We start from the raw sequence: 19,098 nt of genomic DNA, 5'->3' as shown, positions 1-19,098 counted from the left end.
ATCGCGGGGCCCTTTCGTTTGGGAATGCCTCCGGCGGCCAGAGGGGAAACTTTTGAAAAGGGTCTAGACTAGAACAGAGGACTCTTCCGGAGTATCTTCAGGAGGACCATGTACATGTCCTTCCTGTGGTTGAATCGGAACTCACATTCCTTCAAATGTAAATTGAAAGTGGCTTTGGCAATGCCATGGAACTTAACAAGCCTTGTTTTTGCGAAGCCCCAAAAGCTCTCGATACCGTTAATGTGATTCGTCCCTTTAGCAAACTCGCCTTCCCCGTGGTCTATCCGAAAATGTTTCTGATAACCTAAGTCCACCAATCCATGATAAGAACGTAATCCATCAGAATGAATTACACTTTCAAGGTCTACCTTTCCTCGGATGATTCCTTGAAGGGTGGCTTTGGTGCAGTCTGGGACGATCTGCGTGTAGACGAATCCCCTTCGTTTCAAAATTCCGAAAACGACCGTTTTCCCATAGGCTCCACGGCCAACACGACCTTTCTGCCGATGCGGGCCAAAGAAGCTTTCATCAACTTCGATCGTCCCAGTGAGGGGGGATTGCGCTTCACAAAACTCGGCGATTCGCACTCTGATGGCATGTATATACCGATTGACGGTATTTCTATTTATTTTCGCCACCTTGCTTATCTGAGTTGCGTCCAAGTCGTAGCAAAACAGCCTGACCAGCTCCCTGGTTTTGGCTTCCGAAATTTTCGAACGATTTGCGTACTTGTTTTTTACCGGCATAATTGACCTATTACCGGAAAACCAAATCCTGTTCTAGTCTAGCCCCTTTGGAAAAGTTTCCCCTCTGGACTCCCCTTCAAAACTTCTTGTGTGCCTTCGGCAGGGGCGTGCGGGAGCGTTTTGGGGTGTTCGTTTTCGGTGGCTTTCGGATTCGGAGCAATCGCACGTCTCTTTTAGACCCACCGCACGCGCGAATGCGCATATAGAAAGTTTAGGAAAGGAAAGGGGATGGGGGGTCCGGGGGGAAGGGGAAAGGGAAAGCCCTTTTCAAAGGGTTTCCCTTTCCCCTTCCCCCCGGCCGCCGGAGGCAGCCTTTGGCAAAGTGTTTGCAATATTGCATGTCAGGTATGCCCGGGGTGTCAAAAAACGGGTGACCGAGGTGGCGTATGCGATTGAAAATGCGAACGATTATGCCTGAAAAGGCTGAATGTGGTGAGGGTCCCCTTGCGCACGGTGTTGTCCGCTTTGACTGGAATTGGAATCTGGACGAAGTGGAACGTGCGGTGCGTGAGCGGGGTTTGTCCTGCCTGGCCTTTGAGGATGCGGCCATGTTCGCGGACCATGATCGGGTGGTGGACATGTGCCTGGACATGCGCGTTCGCGACCTGAACGTGTTGTGGAGCGCGCGCGTGGACACGGTGCCCACGGACGGGCTGCTCAAGGCCATGCGGCTGGCCGGATGCCAGCGGCTGGACATGCGGCTGAATCCGGACGAGGCGGTGGAAGGGCTGTTCTGGGCCCGGCGTTACGGGTTCGACGTGCGCATCCGCAACCTGGACGGCGCGTCCTATGCGGCCGAGCGGATCACGTACGGCGTGGCCGAGCGCGAAGCCATCGCGGACCGGTTGCCCGGTCTGCATGCGGCCCAGTTCGACCTGGCCGTGGCCTATTATCGGGCCGGGCGGCTGAGCGACGTCATGTTGCCGCTGGGCAAGGCCATGACCTTGCGCTTTCCCATGAACGAATTGTGCCTGAACCTGCTGGCCTGCCTGTCCGCGGCCAAACACTATCCCGAACAGGCCGCCGGTCTGCTCGACCAGGCCGGGTACGGCTGCCCGCATCCGGTGGTCTTCCGCAACCGCGAACTGCTCCGGGCATGGCTGGCCGGGGGCGGCGATCTGAAGGGCGTGCGCCTGCGCCTGGAGCCCGAGCACTCGGCTTTTTTCTAGGCCGCGAATATTTCGGAGAGTGAATCCCCCGCGACGGTTGCCGCTGGGGCTTTTTCGTCAGGCGTGGTTGCGCAGCTTGAGGTCCAGCGGGTGCGGGTTGAGGTAGTATTGGCCGCGCAGGTAGGGGACGTCGTATTTGCGCACGTAATGGTTGAACAGGGTCACCGGCACGATGAGCGGGACGCTCTCGTTTCTGTAGTGCTCGATGAGTTCCAGGCATTCTCTTTTTTCGTCCGGGGTGAGCAGCTTCTTGAAGTAGCCGAGGATGTGCATGAGCACGTCCACGTTTTTGCGCACCGTGGATTTCAGGGCCATGGCCCGGGCCAGCCGGGCGTGGTAGCGGCGCAGCAGTTCTTCCAGGGGCAGCCGTTTGCCTTCGGCCACCAGCTTGCCCATCTCCCGGTAGCCGGTCACGTCGTGGGCCCGGACGAGCATCTTGTGGCGGGTATGGAATTCGATCAGTCTCTGCATGGTCGGCCCGCTGTCCAGGAAACGGTGCCAGCGGTGCTCGGTGAAGATGCGCTCGATGAAGTTGGCCCGCAGTCCCACGTCGTGCAGGCGTCCGTCGTCCTCGACCGGGAGCAGGGGGAACCGTTCCATGACCATGGACGCGAACAGTCCCACGCCCGCGTAGCTGGTCGGCTGGCCGCCGGATTCCGAGTAGATCTTGACCCGGCCCATGCCGCTGGACGGCGATTTGGCTTTGAAGATGAACCCGCACAGCCGGGCCTTTTCCAGTTCGGGCAGAAACGTTTCGGCCCAGTGGCGCATGGCGTCGGTCCAGTCCGTGCCGGTCTGCCGCCCTTTGAGCCGGTTGTCTTCCAGGGTGCCCACCAGGCGGACGGCCTCGCGGGGCACGCCCATGCCGCAGCCGACCTCCGGGCAAACGGGCACGAACTCCAGGAGATCGGCCAGGACGCCCGTGAGGTGCTCGGCCTTGGCGTTGGTGCCGTCATAGCGGACCTTCTGTCCGGCCAGGCAGGCGCTGATGCCGATGCGGATGCGTTCCTTGGCGGGATCAGACATGGTTGAGCAGCTTGAGTTCAGCGGGCTCGGGGTTGAGATAGTACTGCTGGGTCAGGTACGGCTTGCGGTATTTGCGGGCGTAGTGGTTGAGCAGGGTGACGGGGATGATCAGGGGGATCTTGCCCTTGGCGTAGGCCGTGATCATGGCGTGCAGTTCGCGCTTGTCCTCGGCGTCCAGTTCCTTCTTGAAATAACCCGCCGCATGGGACAGGACGTCGCGGTTCTTGCTCGGCGTGGCCTTGAGGGTCAGGGATTTGAAGAGCAGGGCGGCGTATTTTTCGAAGATGGTCTCGACGTTGTGCATGGTGCTTTCGCCGAGCAGGCGGCCGAGTTCCCGGTAGCCGCCCAGGTCGTGGGCGCGGATGAGCATCTTGTGCCGGGTGTGGAAGTCCACCAGGTTGCCGATGGATACGCCTTTGGCCATGAGGGCGCGCCAGCGGTGCAGGACGAAGACCCGGCGGATGAAGTTCTCGCGCTGGACCGCGTTCTGCAGCGCCTCGGAGGTGACCACGGGCAGCAGCGGGTCATGTTCCCGGAGCAGGCGGGTGAAGAAGCCGGGACCCGTGCGCGGCGGCTTGCCGTCGGTGGAGTGGATCTTGGCCTTGCTCACCGCGCAGGATTGCGAGTGCACGCGCAGGACAAACCCGCAGATGCCCTCCTTGTCCAGCCCCTTGAGCACGCGTTGCGCCCATTTGGTCATCTTGTCGGTCAGGTCCTTGCCGGATTCGTATCCGATGAGCCGGATTTCACCGGCGCAGTCCACCTGCCGGAGCGGCTCGCGCGGGATGCCCATGCCGCAGGCGATCTCCGGGCAGATGGGCACGAATTCAACATGGTTGGCCAGTGTTTCGGTAAGGTAGGCGCTGAGCCGGTGGGTGCGGTCATGGCGGACCCTTTCCCCGGCCACGCAGGCGCTGACGCCGATCTTGATGCTGTCGGACATGTACCCTCCAAGGTTCTTCCTCTGAGGGTATCACCGTACGGCGGCGAGAAACAAGTAAAAAACACGAACTGCAAGAGAACGCGCCGCAGGCGCATAAAGGGGATGCAAGGGTGCGAACCCTATCGTTGCTGTCGCCTTCTCTAAGGCTCGAAGACTCGCTAAGAGCTGGCGCAGCCCGCCGGAGGCGAAATCTTTCGACTGCCGCCGCGAAGCGGCTTACAAAAAAAGACCGCTCAAAAGGGCGGCCTCGGAAAATTCGTTGGAGCGGGGATCAGGAAGCCCTGGCGTGGGGGCCGGGGCAGCAGGAGCAGCGGGGACCTTCGTCGGACTCGTCGGGCACGGCCATGATCTTCCCGGCCAGGCCGCAGCACAGCACCACGTCCGAGCCGCGCACGCGCACGCGGCACCCCTTGGCGCCGCCGCGCAGGACTTCCACCGGGCAGCCGGGCGTCATGCCCATGGCCAGCATGCGGGCGCGTGCCTGACGGCCGCCGTCTATACCGGCTATGCGAACTATGGAACCTGTCGGAAACTCGGTCAAAGGCTTTTGCATCGCTGGACTTTCCCTCAAAGCTTGCGTTGAAGTTGAGAGTAAGTATCATCCTCTGTGCTGTCAACGGGAATTTGTGATCTTTGCGCAGCCTCTTGGCAACGGGGCCGGAATGTTTATGGTAGGGAGGTGTGCCCGAGGCTTCACCTGGCCGCAGGAAAAAGAGGCGCGGGCGGCGCTCCCCGAAGATCGACGCAGGGTATATAACCGTTGCGTTTCGGGGGATAACCTTATAATAAAGATTGCTTGTCCGGCGGGCGGCGGCGGTGCCGAGCCGGGCGAGGGGAAGGGGGTCGCCCCCCTCTCTCGAATACCGCCGTAACTTCAACTACTTCGAGCAGAATGCCCAAACGCACAGATATCAAGAAGATCATGTTGATCGGGTCCGGCCCCATTGTTATCGGCCAGGCCTGCGAGTTCGACTACTCCGGTACCCAGGCCCTCAAGGCACTTAAGGAGGAGGGGTACGAGGTGGTCCTGGTCAATTCCAACCCGGCCTCCATCATGACGGACCCGGAGTTGGCCGATGCCACCTACATCGAACCCATCGAGCCCGAAACCGTTGCCCGAATCATTGAAAAAGAGCGTCCCGACGCTCTTTTGCCGACTTTGGGGGGGCAAACCGGGTTGAACACGGCTCTGGCCGTGGCCGACATGGGCGTGCTCGACAAGTTCGGCGTGGAGCTCATCGGCGCCAACATCGACGTCATCAACAAGGCGGAATCCCGCGAGGAATTCCGCGCGGCCATGCAGAACATCGGCTTGGGCATGCCCGAGAGCGGTATCTGCCACAACATGGACGACGTGCGCGAGTGGGGCGAGAAGATCCCGTTCCCGATCATCGTCCGGCCCGCCTACACCCTGGGCGGCTCCGGCGGCGGCGTGGCCTACAACATGGAGGAGCTGGAACAGATCTGCTCCAACGGGTTGGCCCTGTCCATGAAGCACGAGATCATGCTCGAGCGCTCCATCCTCGGCTGGAAGGAGTACGAGCTGGAGGTCATGCGGGACAAGAAGGACAACTGCGTGATCATCTGCTCCATCGAGAACCTCGACCCCATGGGCGTGCACACCGGCGACTCGGTCACCGTGGCCCCGGCCCAGACCCTGACCGACGACGAGTACCAGCGGCTGCGCGACGCCTCGCTGGCGGTCATGCGCGAGATCGGCGTGGAGACCGGCGGCAGTAACGTCCAGTTCGCCATCAACCCCGAGGACGGCGAGCTGATCATCATCGAGATGAACCCGCGCGTGTCCCGGTCATCGGCCCTGGCCTCCAAGGCCACCGGCTTCCCCATCGCCAAGATCGCGGCCAAGCTGGCCGTGGGCTATACCCTGGACGAGATCCCCAACGACATCACCCGCGAGACCATGGCCTCCTTCGAGCCGGCCATCGACTACTGCGTGATCAAGATACCCCGCTTCACCTTCGAGAAGTTCCCGGGCACCGAGGACTATCTGACCACGGCCATGAAGTCCGTGGGCGAGACCATGGCCATCGGCCGGACCTTCAAGGAGGCGCTGCAGAAGGGCTTGCGTTCGCTCGAGACCGGCCATCCCGGCCTGGGCGAGCAGTTCGACAACTGCGACATCGACCGCAACGAGGTCCTCAAGCTCCTGCGCCGTCCCAACTCCCAGCGGCTGTACGCCCTGCGCAACGCGCTCAATTGCGGCATGACCGAGGAGGAGGTCTTCGAGGCCACCAAGATCGACCCGTGGTTCCTGCGTCAGTTCAAGGACATCATCGACATGGAGCACACGCTCATCGACTTCGGCAAGCGCGAGGGCGTGACGGCCGAGGCCGAGGGCATGGCCGACATGCTCCGCAAGGCCAAGGAGTACGGCTACTCCGACCCGCAGCTGGCGTCCATGTGGCGGACCAGCGAGGACGCGGTGCGCGCGCTCCGCAAGGAGCTGGGCATCGAGCCGACCTATTACCTGGTCGACACCTGCGCCGCCGAGTTCGAGGCCTACACCCCGTATTATTATTCCACCTACGAGACCGGGCAGGAGAACGTCCGCGAGGACCGCAAGAAGATCGTCATCCTGGGCGGCGGTCCCAACCGCATCGGCCAGGGCATCGAGTTCGACTACTGCTGCTGCCACTCCTCCTTCACCCTGAAGGAGATGGGCGTGGAGTCGATCATGGTCAACTCCAACCCGGAGACGGTCTCCACCGACTACGACACCTCGGACAAGCTCTACTTCGAGCCGCTGACCTTCGAGGACGTCATGAACATCATCGAGTTCGAGAAGCCGGACGGCGTCATCGTCCAGTTCGGCGGCCAGACCCCGCTGAACCTGGCGCTGCGGCTGATGAACGCGGGCGTGCCCCTGATCGGCACCAGCCCGGACGCCATCGACCGCGCCGAGGACCGCGAGCGGTTCAAGCAGTTCCTGAACAAGCTGAACCTCAAGCAGCCGCCCAACGGCACGGCCATGTCCATGGTTCAGGCCCGGGAGATCGCCGAGAAGCTGACCTTCCCGTTGGTCCTGCGCCCGTCCTACGTGCTCGGCGGCCGGGGCATGGACATCGTCTACTCCATGGACGAGTTCGACCATTACTTCCGCCATTCGGCCCTGGTCTCCCCGGAACACCCGACCCTGATCGACAAGTTCCTCGAATACGCCATCGAGGTGGACGTGGACGCCCTGGCCGACGGCGAGGACGTGTACATCGGCGGGGTCATGGAGCACATCGAGGAGGCGGGCATCCACTCGGGCGACTCCGCCTCGGTGCTGCCGCCGTATTCGCTCAGTTCCGAACTCATCCGCGAGATCGAGCGCCAGACCGTGGCCATGGCCAAGGAACTGGGCGTGGTCGGGCTGATGAACGTCCAGTTCGCCATCAAGGACAACGAGGTCTACATCATCGAGGTCAACCCGCGCGCTTCGCGCACGGTGCCCTTCGTGTCCAAGGCCACGGGCGTGCCCCTGGCCAAGCTGGCCACGAGGGTCATGCTCGGCGAGAAGCTCAAGGACCTCAAACCCTGGGAGTTGCGCAAGAAGGGCCACGTCTCGGTCAAGGAATCCGTGTTCCCGTTCAACCGCTTCCCCAACGTGGACGTCCTGCTCGGACCCGAGATGCGCTCCACCGGCGAGGTCATGGGCATAGACCCGAGCTTCGGCCTGGCCTACATGAAGTCGCAGCTGGCCGCGGGCCAGAAGCTGCCCACCTCGGGCACGGTCTTCATGTCCGTCAACGACTGGGACAAGTCCAAGATCGTGCTGGTGGCCAAGGACTTCGAAGCCATGGGCTTCAAGGTGGCGGCCACGGGCGGCACGGCCGACTTCCTCGTCGAGAAGGGCGTCAACGTGGAGAAGGTCCATAAGGTCCACGAGGGCCAGCGGCCCCACGTGGTCGATCACATCAAGAACGGGGCGTTCGACCTGGTCATCAACACGCCTTCGGGCAAGAAGACCGTGGGCGACGCCAAGATGATCCGCCAGAACGCGCTGCTGTACGACATCCCCTACACCACCACGGTGTCCGGGGCCCGCGCGGTGGTGCAGGCCATATGTGAACTCAGACAAACCGGGCTGCAAGTGAAGAGCCTGCAAGAATACTACGGCTAGCGAGAAGCCGGACATACGAGAGAGTCTTCATGAAAAAAGAGTATTGCGGTCTTTTCGGCATCTACGGCAACAAGGAGGCGGCGCGCATGACCTACTTCGGTCTGTACGCGCTGCAGCACCGCGGGCAGGAGTCCGCGGGCATCGTTACCTGGGATGGCGAGAAGATCCGCGAACAGAAGGGCATGGGCCTGGTGGCCGACGTATTCAACGAACGGCATCTGGGCAAGGAGCTCAAGGGCTCCATCGCCATGGGCCACATCCGCTATTCCACCACGGGCGCGTCGCTGATCCGCAACGCCCAGCCGTTCCTGGTCCGCCACGGCGACCTGCGCCTGGCCGTGGCCCACAACGGCAACCTGGTCAACACCTACGAACTGCGCAGCGAACTCGAGGCCAACGGGTCCATCTTCCAGACCACCATGGACACCGAGGTCTTTGCCCACCTGATCATCAAGTACCTGCACGAGTCCGAGACCATCGAGGAGGCCGTGGGCAAGGCGTGCAACCGCGTGCGCGGGGCCTATTCCATGCTCATCCTGGCCAACGACAAGATGATCGCGGTCAAGGACCCCAACGGGTTCCGGCCGCTGGTCCTCGGTAGCGTGGGCGGCAACTACGTCTTCGCCTCCGAGACCTGCGCCTTCGACCTGGTCGAGGCCGAGTACCTGCGTCCCCTGGACCCGGGCGAGATGGTCGTCATCCACAAGAACAAGCTGACCTCCCATCGTTTCGCCGAGCCCATCCGGTGCAGCAAGTGCATCTTCGAGCTGATCTACTTCGCCCGGCCCGATTCCCATATATTCGGCGACGTGGTCTACGAGCGGCGCAAGGCCATGGGCGTCATGCTGGCGAAGGAAGCCCCGGTGGACGCGGACATGGTCATGCCGTTCCCGGACTCGGGCAACTACGCGGCCGTGGGCTACTCCCAGGAGTCCGGCCTGCCGCTGGAACTGGCCATGATCCGCAACCACTACGTGGGCCGGACCTTTATCCAGCCCTCCCAGGACATGCGCGACTTCTCGGTCCGGGTGAAGCTCAACCCGGTCAAGTCCATGATCCAGGGCAAAAGGATCATCATCATCGAGGACTCCATCGTGCGCGGCACGACCATCCGGGCGCGCGTCAAGAAACTGCGTGAACTGGGCGCGCGGGAGATTCACCTGCGGGTCAGCTGTCCGCCCATCCGCTTCCCCTGTTTCTACGGCATCGACTTCTCCTCCAAGGGCGAGCTCATCGCGGCCAACCACTCGGTGGAGGACATCGCCCGGTTCATGGGGCTCGACTCCCTGCACTACCTGTCCATCCCCGGCCTGCTCGACTCCGTGACCCAGGACGAATGGTGCCTGGCCTGCTTCGACGGCAATTATCCGGTGCCCCTGTCCGACCGCATGGGCAAGGACTGCCTGGAGGCCGCGCCCGGGATCATCAAGGAATTCTGCTAGGCTGCGAATCATCAACGCCCGCCGGCCCCGAACGGGGCCCGGCCGGGACGGGGCGGCACAAGGGCCGCCGACCGGGAGGACGCGTTTTCGCGTCCGCTCCGGTTCCTATTCGGGAGAACAACGCATGGCATGTACATCCGAACGCAAGGACTGGCTGGAGTTGGCCCGCGAGGTCCTGGACATCGAGGTCCAGGGGCTCGAGGCCGTACGCGACCAGCTGGACGGGCCGTTCACCGAGGCCCTGACCGCCATGGCCGAGTGCACGGGCCGCGTGGTCATCACCGGCCTGGGCAAATCCGGGCTGGTGGGCCGCAAGATCGCGGCCACCCTGTCCTCCACGGGCACGCCGTCCTTCTTCCTCCATCCGGTGGAAGGGGCCCACGGCGACCTGGGCATGATCCGCGACGAGGACGTGGTCCTGGCCCTGTCCAACTCCGGGGCCACCGACGAGGTCAACGCCATCCTGCCCACGCTCAAGTCCCTGGGGGCCACGGTCATCGCCATGACCTCCAACCCGGCCTCGCCCATGGCCGAACTCTCCGATATCCACATTCAGGTCCGCGTGCCGCGCGAGGCGTGCCCCATGGGGCTGGCCCCGACGTCCTCCACCACCGCGCAGCTGGCCGTGGGCGACGCCCTGGCCGTCTGCCTGATGGAGTGGAAGTCCTTCGGCAAGGACGATTTCAAGCGCTTTCACCCCGGCGGTTCGCTGGGCCAAAGGCTGGCCACCTGCGTGGACCAGCTCATGCACACCGACGGTCTGCCCGTGGTCCGGGAGGACGCGGCCCTCAAGGACGCCCTGTCCACCCTGAACGGCGGCGGGCTCGGCCTGGTGGCCGTGGTCGACCAAGCCACGCTGCTCAAGGGCGTGCTGACCGACGGCGATGTGCGCCGACTGGTCTGCGCCGGGGCGCTCAACATGGACCGCCCGGTGAGCGAGGTCATGACCGTTTCGCCGAGAAGGGCAACGGCCGGGGAGTCCTCGGCCCGCGTGCTCGATCTCATGGAGCGCAGCCAGATCACCGTCCTGCCCGTGGTCTGCGACGACGGGCGGCTGGCGGGCATGGTCCACCTGCACGACCTGCTCGGCAAGGGCGAGTTGACCTTTGCGGGCGGCAACGGCGGGGGAGCCGGTTGATGGCCCGGACACGGACCGAAGACGCCGACGTCTGCAGGCGCTGCTCCTTCCAGGGGCCGACCTGCTGCCGCATAGCCACCGGCCAGGAGGAATACTGCTTCCCCCTGTCCCAGACCGAGAAGGAGCGCATCCAGGAGCTGGTGCCGTACACCGGCGGCTTCGTGCTCGCGCCCAACTCCAAGGCGTTCATCGACTACGCCTGCCGTCTCTTCCCCGGCGAAGAGGTGGCGGTCCGGCGCATCTTTCCCGAGGGCAAGGAACACTTCCGGCTGGCCGTGGACTCCATGGGCGCGTGCCGGTTCCTCGGCCCGCTCGGCTGCGAGATTCCGCAGGAGGCGCGCCCCTATTACTGCCGCCTCTTTCCCTTCTGGATGGCGGGCCGCACGGTCACGCATTTCGACACCCCCACCTGCCTCGCCCGGCGGGAGGGGGGCACACTTGTGCGGATTTTGGACATCCTTGACACCAACAAGGCGACCGTGAAGGATCTGTACGGCCGGTTGCGCCTGGTCTGGGGATTGCCCCCGACCAAGGGCGCGAACCCGGTCAAGAAAACCTTCTGATGGATACAAAATGAAGAAATTCCTCAAGATATTCGGCATAATCGTTCTCATCTGCTTCCTCGCCGGCATCGGCGGAGCCGCCTGGCTTTACCACTGGGCCTCCAGCGACCTGCCGGGCTTCAAGAACATCACCGACTACAAGCCGCCCCTGGTGACCACGGTGTACGCCCAGGACGACAAGGTGCTCGGCTATTTCTACAAGGAAAAGCGGTTCCTGGTCACCCTGGACCAGATGAGCCCGTGGATTCCCAAGGCGTTCCTGGCCGCCGAGGACGCTTCCTTCTACGAGCATGACGGCGTGGACCTGACCGCCATTGTCCGCGCCTTCAAGGCCAACCTCATGGCCGGGCGCACCAAGCAGGGCGGCTCGACCATCACCCAGCAGATCATCAAGCGGCTGCTGCTGACCTCCGAGCGCAGCTACAAGCGCAAGCTCAAGGAGGCCATCCTCGCCTTCCGTCTGGAAAACTACCTGACCAAGGAAGAGATCCTGACCATCTACCTGAATCAGATATTCCTGGGGGCGCACTCCTACGGCGTGGAGGCCGCGGCCCGCACCTATTTCGCCAAGCACGCCAAGGACCTGACCGTGGCCGAGGCGGCCATGATCGCGGGATTGCCCCAGGCCCCGTCGCGGTACAATCCCTATCACAACTACCAGCAGGCCCGGCAGCGTCAGGAGTACGTCCTCGGCCAGATGCGCAACCTCGGCTGGATCACCGAGGAGCAGTACCAGGAGGCGCTGGTCGAGCCCATCGAGCTCAAGTCCATGGATGACCCGTCCTGGCAGGTGGGCGCGTATTATCTTGAAGAGGTCCGCCGCTGGCTCATCGATCAGTTCGGCGAGGACGAGGTCTACAACGGCGGCCTGACCGTGACCACCCCGTGCGACCTCAAGCACCAGGCGGCCGCCGAGACGGCCCTGCGGCGCGGGCTCATCGACTCGGCCAAGCGGCGCGGCTGGACCGGCCCGGCAGGGCACTTCACTGCGGCGGACGAGCCGAGGATTCTGGAAGAGGGCCCGCAGACCACGGACAACATCATGGCCAAGGATCAGCTGATCAAGGCCTTCGTGACCAAGGTGGCCCAGGACAAGGCCTTGGTCCATTTCGGCAAGTTCAAGGGAGAAATCCCCATCAAGGCCATGTGGTGGGTGCGTGAGCCCGACATCCGCAAGAGCCACGAGGACGTGCCCGATCCGACCGACGCCCGGAAGATCCTCAAGAAGGGCGACGTGGTCTGGGTGACCGTGGCCAAGGCCCCGAAAAACGAGGACGGCACCTGGATTCTGGACCTGGAGCGCGAGCCCGTGGTCCAGGGCGCCGTGGTCTCCATCAAGCCGAACAACGGCGAGGTCCTCGCCCTGGTGGGCGGCTACTCCTTCGCCACCAGCCAGTTCAACCGGGCCACCCAGGCCAAGCGCCAGCCCGGTTCGGCCTTCAAGCCCATCGTCTACTCGGCGGCCATCGACAACGGCTTCACCGCCGCCTCCATCGTGCTCGACGCGCCCATCGTCTACGCCAACGACGCCGAGGGCAAGCTGTGGCGGCCCGAAAACTTCGAGGGCACCTTCGACGGCCCGACCCTGCTGCGCACCGCCCTGGTCAAGTCCAAGAACCTGTGCACCATCCGCATCGCCCAGAAGATCGGCATCCGGACCATCATCGACCGGGCCAAGGCCATGGGGCTGGACACCGACTTCCCGGTCGACCTGTCCGTGTCGCTGGGCTCGGCCGTGGTTTCGCCCATGAACCTGTGCGAGGCCTACACCACCTTCCCGCGCGGCGGGTCCTACATCAAGCCGCGCACGGTCCTGTCCGTGAAATCCGCCTGGGGGGACGAGCTGTACACCTCCAAACCCGAGGCCGTGGACGCCATCAGCCCCCAGACCGCCTACATCATGGCCACCCTGATGAAGCAGGTGGTCCAGAACGGCACCGGCTGGCGCGCCAAGGTCCTGGGCAGGCCCGTGGCGGGCAAGACCGGCACCTCGAACATGGAGCAGGACGCCTGGTTCATGGGGTACGCCCCGTACCTGCTGACCGGCGTGTACGTCGGCTTCGACGAACTGACTCCCATGGGCAAGTGGGAGACCGGTTCGCGCGCGGCCTCGCCCATCTGGGTGGACTACCGCAAGCAGGTGGAGAACGATTACCCGTATGAGGACTTCACCCAGCCGCCGGGAATTGTTATGGTCAAGGTGGACGGCAACACGGGCAAGCTCGCCTCGCCGTCCTCGACGCAGGAGTTCTTCCTGCCGTTCAAAGTGGGCTCCGAGCCCACGGAGACGGCCCGCTCCTATGGCGGGGACGGAGACGCCCCGGCGTCGGCCGACGACCTGTTCAAGCAAACCTTCTAGGCAGTTGGGGGCACCATGGAACTCGATCTCTATCAGGTGGACGCGTTCGCGGACGAGGTCTTCACCGGCAATCCGGCGGCGGTGATCCCGCTCTACGAGTGGCTGTCCGACGAGCTGATGATGCACATCGCCATGGAGAACAACCTGGCCGAGACCGCCTTCTTCGTGCGTAAGGGCGAGTACTTCGAACTGCGCTGGTTCACCCCGGAGATCGAGATCGACCTGTGCGGCCACGCCACCCTGGCCAGCGCCCACGTCCTCTATGCCCACCTGGACTATACCGATCCGGCCGTGGTCTTCGAGACCAAGAGCGGACGGCTCTTCGTGGACCGCGAAGGCGGCGGCTACTCCATGGACTTCCCGGCTTGGTCGTGCTCCAAGATCCAGGTCACCGAACGGGTGGCCGCAGCCCTGGGCGCGCGCCCGGCTGAACTGTACATGGGCAGCCGCGACATGATGGCCGTGTTCGAGACCGAGGAGGAAATCCGGGCGCTCGATCCCGACTTCCGCTTGGTTTCGGGCCTGGACGGGTTGTGCCTCATCTGCACCGCGCCCGGCGTGGACCACGACTTCGTGTCCCGCGTCTTCGTGTCCGGCGACTCCATCCCCGAGGACCCGGTCACCGGGTCGGCCCACTGCACCCTGGTCCCGTACTGGGCGGACCGTTTGGGCAAGTCCACGTTTTTCGCCTACCAGGCCTCCAGACGCGGCGGCTCCATGCGCTGCGAATACCTCGGCGACCGGGTCAAGATATCCGGCAACGCCGTGACCTACATGACCGGAACCATTCACCTCTAGGAGGGGCCATGCCGTTCATCAAAGTGGAAACCAACGTTGCCGTGGCCGACGAGACGGCCTGCCTCAAGGGTATCTCCGCCCTGGCCGCCGAGATTCTCGGTAAGCCCGAGGCCTACGTCCTGGCCGTGCTGGAGCCGGGCAAGCGGCTGCTCTTCGGCGGCACCGGCGATCCGGCGGCCTTCGTCTCCCTCGACTCCATCGGCCTGCCCGAGACCCGCACCCCGGAATTCTCCGCAGCCATCTGCGCGTTCCTGGCCCGGGAGTTGTCCATCCCGGCCAACCGCGTGTACATCGCCTTCGGCGACATCAAACATCACCTTTTCGGCTGGGACGGCGGGACCTTTTAGGCGTCCCCGGCCAGCCTTCCTTTCCCCCCGCAGACCGCAGCCCGACGGTTCTCCGCCGGGCCTTTGCGCATTCTTCGCCCTTGTCCTTAGGGCAGCCCATATTCGGTAAAATCGGTTGCGCAAATCGATATTGCGCGACATTGCGCGATTATCCCAAGGTATTTGTTTGATAATTCTTGTGCACGCCTTTTGCATTTCCATGTCTTTTCGCAACGCGTAAATTCATGGGGGCTTTTCATGAGCATCAAAAGCAAGCTGATCCTGATCTTCGTGTCCGTGCTAATGGGCCTGACCGGAATCTTTGCGGTGAACTATGTGGGCGGGCAATATGTGGTCAAGACGCGCAATCTGGCCATGTTGGCGCGGGAGGGCACGGCCCTGTTTCTCCAGGCGCGGCGGCAGGAAAAGAACTTTCTGTTGCGCAAGGACGGGCAATATACCCGCAAGGCCCTGGAGGACGCGGACAAGGCAGGGCGCGTGCTCGAAGATATCGCCCGGCTCAAGCCGGGACTGGCCGTCCGCTGCCGTGAGGCCCTGGATATTCTGCGGCAGTACCGCGAGGCGCTGGTTCAGGTGAACGACCACTACGTGGCCATGGGGCTGACCATGAAGCAGGGGTTGCGCTGGGATTTCATCCAGGCCGCCCGTAACATGGAGGCCGAGTTCGGCAAGGCGGCCATGAGCGAGGAGTTCGTCATCAAGCTGCTCCAGATGCGGCGCCATGAGAAGAACTACATCATTCGGGGCGACGAGCAGTACGTGGTCCGCGTGGCCAAGGGCGCACAGGAGTTGCGCGCCATGCTCACGGCCGGAGACACCCCCGAGGCGGCGGCCGGGCAGATCAAGGCGCTGCAGGGCTATCTCGACGCCTTCAACAACTATGTGGACAGGGAGAAGCGGATAGCGGCCATCACCGGCGGCCTGGTGGAGGCGGCCCGTTCCCTGGAGCCGGTCTACGACGAGATCGCCGAGAGCAGCGCGGCCCAGTCGCTGCACGACGCCCGGATGATCGACTATGGCGTGGTCGGCGTGGAGCTGGCCGTGGGCGCGGCCATCATGCTCTTGCTCCTGTGGGTGATGCGGTCCATCAACGGGCCGCTCATGCGCCTGAATTCCTTTGCCCGCAGCGTGGCCGGGGGGAACCTCGAAGCGCAGCCAGAGGGCGCGTTCAGCGCCGAGCTGGGCGCGCTCAAGGACGTGCTGGTGGACATGGTCGACAATCTTCGAACCGTGATCGCCCAGTCGCGCAAGATGGAGGAGGACGCGCGTACCCAGGCCGGTGCGGCGGGCCGGGCGCGGGACGAGGCCCTGGCCCAGCAGGAGCGCGTCCAGGCGTTGCTGGAGCGCATGGGCGAGGCCGCCGGACGGGCAGACGAGGTGGCCAGGAAGCTGACGGCGGTGTCCCATGACCTCAAGGAGCGCACCGGAAAGATCGCCGGAAGCGCCGTCACGCAGCAGGAGCGCATGTCCGAATCGGCCACGGCCATGGAGGAGATGAACGCCACGGTCAACGAGGTGGCCATGAACGTGAGCGACGCGTCCGGCCTGGCCAACGAGGCCAGCTCCGAGGCGAGCGAAGGCATCCAGGTGGTCCACCGGGCGGAGAAGTCCATGGCCGAGGTGGCCGGGACGGTCTCGGTGCTGGAGGAGGGCATGTCCCGCCTGGGCTCGGACACCGAATCCATCGGCCAGGTCATCAGCGTGATCAACGAGATCGCGGACCAGACCAACCTGCTGGCCCTGAACGCGGCCATCGAGGCGGCCCGCGCGGGCGACGCCGGGCGCGGGTTTGCGGTGGTGGCCGACGAGGTGCGCAAGCTGGCCGAAAAGACCATGGTCGCCACCAAGGAGGTGGAGGAGCGCATCACCGCCATCCAGGAGGCCACGGGCCGCAACATCCGCGACGTGAAGGAGACCCTGGCCCACGTGGCCGAGGCCAACGGCGAGGTCGGCAATTCCGTGGAGGCGTTCAGCAACATCCGCGAGTGTTCGGCCAATGTGGCCGACCGGATCGAGGGCATCGCCATCGCGGCCCGCCAGCAGTCCGTGGCCAGCGAGGAGATCAGCGGCGCGGTGCTGGACGTCAGCCGTCTGGCATCGGCCACGGCCGAGGACGTACAGCAGGCCGCCTCGGTCATCGCCGGGCTGGCCGACATGGCCGAGACCCTGCAGACGATCATCGGCCATCTGGGCGGAGAGGAGCGCGAACCCGAGCGGGTTTTGCCCGGCCACGCCGAAGGGCGCAAGCTGGGAGTCGTGCAATAATAAAGGGCGGCCGTTAAGGCCGCCCCTATCTCAACAAAGTGAATAATTCCCGCCGAAGGCGGTCCAGGGATTCCAAAGGGGGCTCGCCCCTTTGGCCGCCGGAGGCGAAGTCACCCGACAATCCCGCCAAAGGCGGAACCCTTCCCTCTTGCTTCTATAACAACTTCAACCGCCAGTTGAACTCGCTGGTCCGGTTGGGCCGGGGCACGTTGCGGGGCCATGGTTCGAGCATGGTCACGAAGGTCTTGAAGCCGAGCCGTTCCAGGGTGCGGGCCTCTTTGGTCAGGTCCACTTCCCAGCCCGGGAAGATCCAGTTGTTCTGGCCGTACTTGCGCACGAAGGCGACCTCGTTCATGGGCGACTTGATGGCCTCGTCGAACGGCACGGCGTCGGCCAGGAACCGGGAGATGCCGAACGGCCACATGCCCTTGATGACGAAGCCGAGCGGCAGGGGCGGGTTCTGGGCCAGCCCCTCGAGGTCCTCCAGCGGCAGTTCCGGGTTGATGATGGCGCTGGAGAAGCCGAGCCCGCGCAGGACGTCCAGGGCCAGCTTATTGGCCGTGTTGCAGAACGGCCCGGCGGTCAGGGTCGTGTTTTTGCGGTCCTCGAAGTAGGCGGCCTGCCACGGGGCGTTGAGCACGAACTCGCGCGCGCCCTTGCGCACCGCCTCCTTGATCAGGGAGCGGTACTTCTTGTCCTCGTCGGGCCAGATGACCGGCGGCAGCCACCACTGGGCGCGTGCCGTGTCCTTTCCGGCCACCTTGCCGAGGATGGAGCGTTCCAGCCAGAAGGCCGGGCGGTCCCAGGTCTTGCCCCTGGGGGGCTGGCGGAACAGGCTCACGGACTCGGTGCGGGGGCCGGGCTTGCCTTTGCCTTTGCCCTTGCCGCGAACGCGCGGCGCGGCCTTGGGCCAGGTGGGGGTGAAGGTGGATTCCTTCATCTCCGGGGCCGGGAAGAAGTCGAGCTCCTTTTCCAGCTCCCTGATCTGCTTGACCAACTGCGGTTCGCGCCGGTCCACCAGAAAAACCTTGGTGCCCGTGGGCAGGGGCGGGCCGGTGTGCTTGCGGGAAAAGGGGATGTCCATACGCCCGCGTTTGGGCACGCGGCGGCGGATGGGGATGGTCCGGTGGCCGGGCTGGTCCTCGTAGCCCACGCGCACCAGATCACCGGTCTCGAGCTGCTCGCGCGGTTCGAAGTAGAGCTTCTTCTGGTCGCGTTTGATCTCGCCGATGAGCCTGCCGGAGCTGGTCTCCTCCTTGGGCTGGATGGGCTGGAACGGACGCTGGGGCAGAAACACGGAGTGGCTCGACGGCCGTCCGAGGGCCTGGTCCAGAAGCTCCACGGCGGTCTTCTTGGCCTGGGCGTCCTGCGGGTTGTCGCGCAGCATCTGGTACGCCTTGACCGTGTAGAAGACGTAGTGAGGGCCCTTCTTGCGGCCCTCGATCTTCCAGGCGGCCACGCGGTCCATGGACAGCAGGGGCTTGGTCAGCACGTCCAGGGAGAGGTCCGAGCAGGAGAAGAGCCGCTCGGGCTGCTCCTTGCCCCGGGTGTAGAGGCGGCGGCAGGGCTGCACGCAGCGGCCGCGCAGGCCGGACTTGCCGCCCAGGTAGCTGGACCAGTAGCAGCGTCCGGACACGCAATGGCACAGCGCGCCATGCACGAAAATTTCCAGGTCCAGGTCCTTGGGGCAGGCGTCGGCCATGAGCTTGACCTCGTCCAGGTTCAGCTCGCGGGGCAGGACCACGCGGTTGGCGCCGAGCTTCTTGGCCACGTCCAGCCCGGCCGGGTGGGACACGTTGGCCAGGGTGGACAGGTGCAGCTCGCCGGTGTAGCCCGCCTGCTTGGCCAGGGTCAGCATGGCCAGGTCCTGGACGATGAGGGCGAACGGCTTGACGTTTCGCTGCAGCCGGTCGATGAGCCTGCCTGCGGATTCCACGTCCTGGGGCTTGACCAGGGTGTTCATGGCAACGTAGGTCTTGGTGCCGCGATCACGGCCCAGGCTTGCCAGCTGCGCCAGCTCGCTGATAGAGAAGTTCTGGGCCTGCATGCGGGCCGAGAAGTGTTTCAAACCCACGTAGACAGCGTCCGCCCCGGCCGCGACGGCCGCCAGGAAGGCGTTCTTGTCCCCCGCGGGGGCCATGATTTCCGGAATATGTTTTTTGCTCATAAGGTATCT

The 19,098-nt window shown here is 64.1% G+C and carries 14 protein-coding genes; 9 read left to right on the top strand and 5 right to left on the bottom strand.

Features of this window, described 5'->3' with window-relative positions; genetic code table 11:
* Positions 1 to 68: 68 nt before the first annotated feature.
* Positions 69 to 746 carry an IS1595 family transposase gene (locus tag ACR42D_RS12350; RefSeq protein ID WP_484567095.1) on the bottom strand — a complete coding sequence of 226 codons (678 nt, stop codon included), beginning with the start codon at positions 744 to 746 and terminating at the stop codon, positions 69 to 71.
* A 548-nt stretch (positions 747 to 1,294) separates the two neighbouring features.
* Between ACR42D_RS12350 and ACR42D_RS12345 the strand changes: the two genes are divergently transcribed.
* Positions 1,295 to 1,915: a hypothetical protein gene (locus ACR42D_RS12345; protein WP_484567094.1), complete on the top strand. Its 621-nt coding sequence runs from the start codon at positions 1,295 to 1,297 to the stop codon at positions 1,913 to 1,915.
* A gap of 57 nt (positions 1,916 to 1,972) precedes the next feature.
* On the opposite strand, the gene ACR42D_RS12340 is transcribed toward ACR42D_RS12345, so the two are convergent.
* From ACR42D_RS12340 to ACR42D_RS12330, 3 genes are all read right to left on the bottom strand, one after another.
* On the bottom strand, positions 1,973 to 2,941 hold the full coding sequence (locus ACR42D_RS12340; protein WP_484567093.1) for a YbgA family protein: 969 nt from the start codon (positions 2,939 to 2,941) through the stop codon (positions 1,973 to 1,975).
* Positions 2,934 to 3,884, bottom strand: coding sequence for a YbgA family protein (locus ACR42D_RS12335; RefSeq protein ID WP_484567092.1), 951 nt, complete (start codon positions 3,882 to 3,884; stop codon positions 2,934 to 2,936). Before ACR42D_RS12335 ends, ACR42D_RS12340 begins: the two co-directional genes overlap by 8 nt.
* 271 nt (positions 3,885 to 4,155) lie before the next feature.
* Positions 4,156 to 4,437: a FeoA family protein gene (locus tag ACR42D_RS12330; protein ID WP_484567091.1), complete on the bottom strand. Its 282-nt coding sequence runs from the start codon at positions 4,435 to 4,437 to the stop codon at positions 4,156 to 4,158.
* Positions 4,438 to 4,776: 339 nt separating this feature from the next.
* Here ACR42D_RS12330 and carB point away from each other — a divergent pair, with 339 nt between their 5' ends.
* The 8 genes from carB (at position 4,777) to ACR42D_RS12290 (ending at position 16,922) form a co-directional block, all read left to right on the top strand.
* A complete protein-coding gene (gene carB, locus ACR42D_RS12325) occupies positions 4,777 to 8,010 on the top strand; it encodes a carbamoyl-phosphate synthase large subunit (RefSeq protein ID WP_484567090.1) in 3,234 nt (1,077 codons plus the stop codon).
* Positions 8,011 to 8,039: 29 nt separating this feature from the next.
* Positions 8,040 to 9,452 (top strand): amidophosphoribosyltransferase, encoded by a 1,413-nt coding sequence (gene purF, locus ACR42D_RS12320; RefSeq protein ID WP_484567089.1) that lies wholly within the window; start codon positions 8,040 to 8,042, stop codon positions 9,450 to 9,452.
* A gap of 124 nt (positions 9,453 to 9,576) precedes the next feature.
* On the top strand, positions 9,577 to 10,590 hold the full coding sequence (locus tag ACR42D_RS12315) for a KpsF/GutQ family sugar-phosphate isomerase (RefSeq protein WP_484567088.1): 1,014 nt from the start codon (positions 9,577 to 9,579) through the stop codon (positions 10,588 to 10,590).
* On the top strand, positions 10,590 to 11,153 hold the full coding sequence (locus tag ACR42D_RS12310) for a YkgJ family cysteine cluster protein (RefSeq protein WP_484567087.1): 564 nt from the start codon (positions 10,590 to 10,592) through the stop codon (positions 11,151 to 11,153). The genes ACR42D_RS12315 and ACR42D_RS12310 overlap by 1 nt, the downstream gene beginning before the upstream one ends.
* 10 nt (positions 11,154 to 11,163) lie before the next feature.
* Positions 11,164 to 13,512, top strand: a complete 2,349-nt coding sequence (locus tag ACR42D_RS12305) for a penicillin-binding protein 1A (protein ID WP_484567086.1) — start codon at positions 11,164 to 11,166, stop codon at positions 13,510 to 13,512.
* A gap of 15 nt (positions 13,513 to 13,527) precedes the next feature.
* A complete protein-coding gene (locus ACR42D_RS12300) occupies positions 13,528 to 14,310 on the top strand; it encodes a PhzF family phenazine biosynthesis protein (protein WP_484567085.1) in 783 nt (260 codons plus the stop codon).
* An 8-nt stretch (positions 14,311 to 14,318) separates the two neighbouring features.
* A complete protein-coding gene (locus tag ACR42D_RS12295) occupies positions 14,319 to 14,657 on the top strand; it encodes a phenylpyruvate tautomerase MIF-related protein (RefSeq protein WP_484567084.1) in 339 nt (112 codons plus the stop codon).
* 237 nt (positions 14,658 to 14,894) lie between these two features.
* Positions 14,895 to 16,922 (top strand): methyl-accepting chemotaxis protein, encoded by a 2,028-nt coding sequence (locus tag ACR42D_RS12290; RefSeq protein WP_484567029.1) that lies wholly within the window; start codon positions 14,895 to 14,897, stop codon positions 16,920 to 16,922.
* A 154-nt stretch (positions 16,923 to 17,076) separates the two neighbouring features.
* On the opposite strand, the gene ACR42D_RS12285 is transcribed toward ACR42D_RS12290, so the two are convergent.
* Positions 17,077 to 19,089 (bottom strand): peptidase U32 family protein, encoded by a 2,013-nt coding sequence (locus ACR42D_RS12285; protein ID WP_484567083.1) that lies wholly within the window; start codon positions 19,087 to 19,089, stop codon positions 17,077 to 17,079.
* Positions 19,090 to 19,098 lie beyond the last annotated feature (9 nt).

The sequence above is a fragment of the Pseudodesulfovibrio sp. lm2024 genome (assembly GCF_051175575.1).
Lineage (GTDB): Bacteria > Desulfobacterota > Desulfovibrionia > Desulfovibrionales > Desulfovibrionaceae > Pseudodesulfovibrio > Pseudodesulfovibrio caledoniensis.
Note: the sequence above shows the minus strand (reverse complement) of the source record. Positions and strands in the feature narration are given on the sequence as shown.

Coding starts and splice junctions, on each gene's coding strand:
- ACR42D_RS12350 (WP_484567095.1), bottom strand. CDS start 746: ATGCCGGTAAAAAACAAGTACGCAAATCGTTCGAAAATTTCGGAAGCC.
- ACR42D_RS12345 (WP_484567094.1), top strand. CDS start 1,295: ATGTTCGCGGACCATGATCGGGTGGTGGACATGTGCCTGGACATGCGC.
- ACR42D_RS12340 (WP_484567093.1), bottom strand. CDS start 2,941: ATGTCTGATCCCGCCAAGGAACGCATCCGCATCGGCATCAGCGCCTGC.
- ACR42D_RS12335 (WP_484567092.1), bottom strand. CDS start 3,884: ATGTCCGACAGCATCAAGATCGGCGTCAGCGCCTGCGTGGCCGGGGAA.
- ACR42D_RS12330 (WP_484567091.1), bottom strand. CDS start 4,437: ATGCAAAAGCCTTTGACCGAGTTTCCGACAGGTTCCATAGTTCGCATA.
- carB (WP_484567090.1), top strand. CDS start 4,777: ATGCCCAAACGCACAGATATCAAGAAGATCATGTTGATCGGGTCCGGC.
- purF (WP_484567089.1), top strand. CDS start 8,040: ATGAAAAAAGAGTATTGCGGTCTTTTCGGCATCTACGGCAACAAGGAG.
- ACR42D_RS12315 (WP_484567088.1), top strand. CDS start 9,577: ATGGCATGTACATCCGAACGCAAGGACTGGCTGGAGTTGGCCCGCGAG.
- ACR42D_RS12310 (WP_484567087.1), top strand. CDS start 10,590: ATGGCCCGGACACGGACCGAAGACGCCGACGTCTGCAGGCGCTGCTCC.
- ACR42D_RS12305 (WP_484567086.1), top strand. CDS start 11,164: ATGAAGAAATTCCTCAAGATATTCGGCATAATCGTTCTCATCTGCTTC.
- ACR42D_RS12300 (WP_484567085.1), top strand. CDS start 13,528: ATGGAACTCGATCTCTATCAGGTGGACGCGTTCGCGGACGAGGTCTTC.
- ACR42D_RS12295 (WP_484567084.1), top strand. CDS start 14,319: ATGCCGTTCATCAAAGTGGAAACCAACGTTGCCGTGGCCGACGAGACG.
- ACR42D_RS12290 (WP_484567029.1), top strand. CDS start 14,895: ATGAGCATCAAAAGCAAGCTGATCCTGATCTTCGTGTCCGTGCTAATG.
- ACR42D_RS12285 (WP_484567083.1), bottom strand. CDS start 19,089: ATGAGCAAAAAACATATTCCGGAAATCATGGCCCCCGCGGGGGACAAG.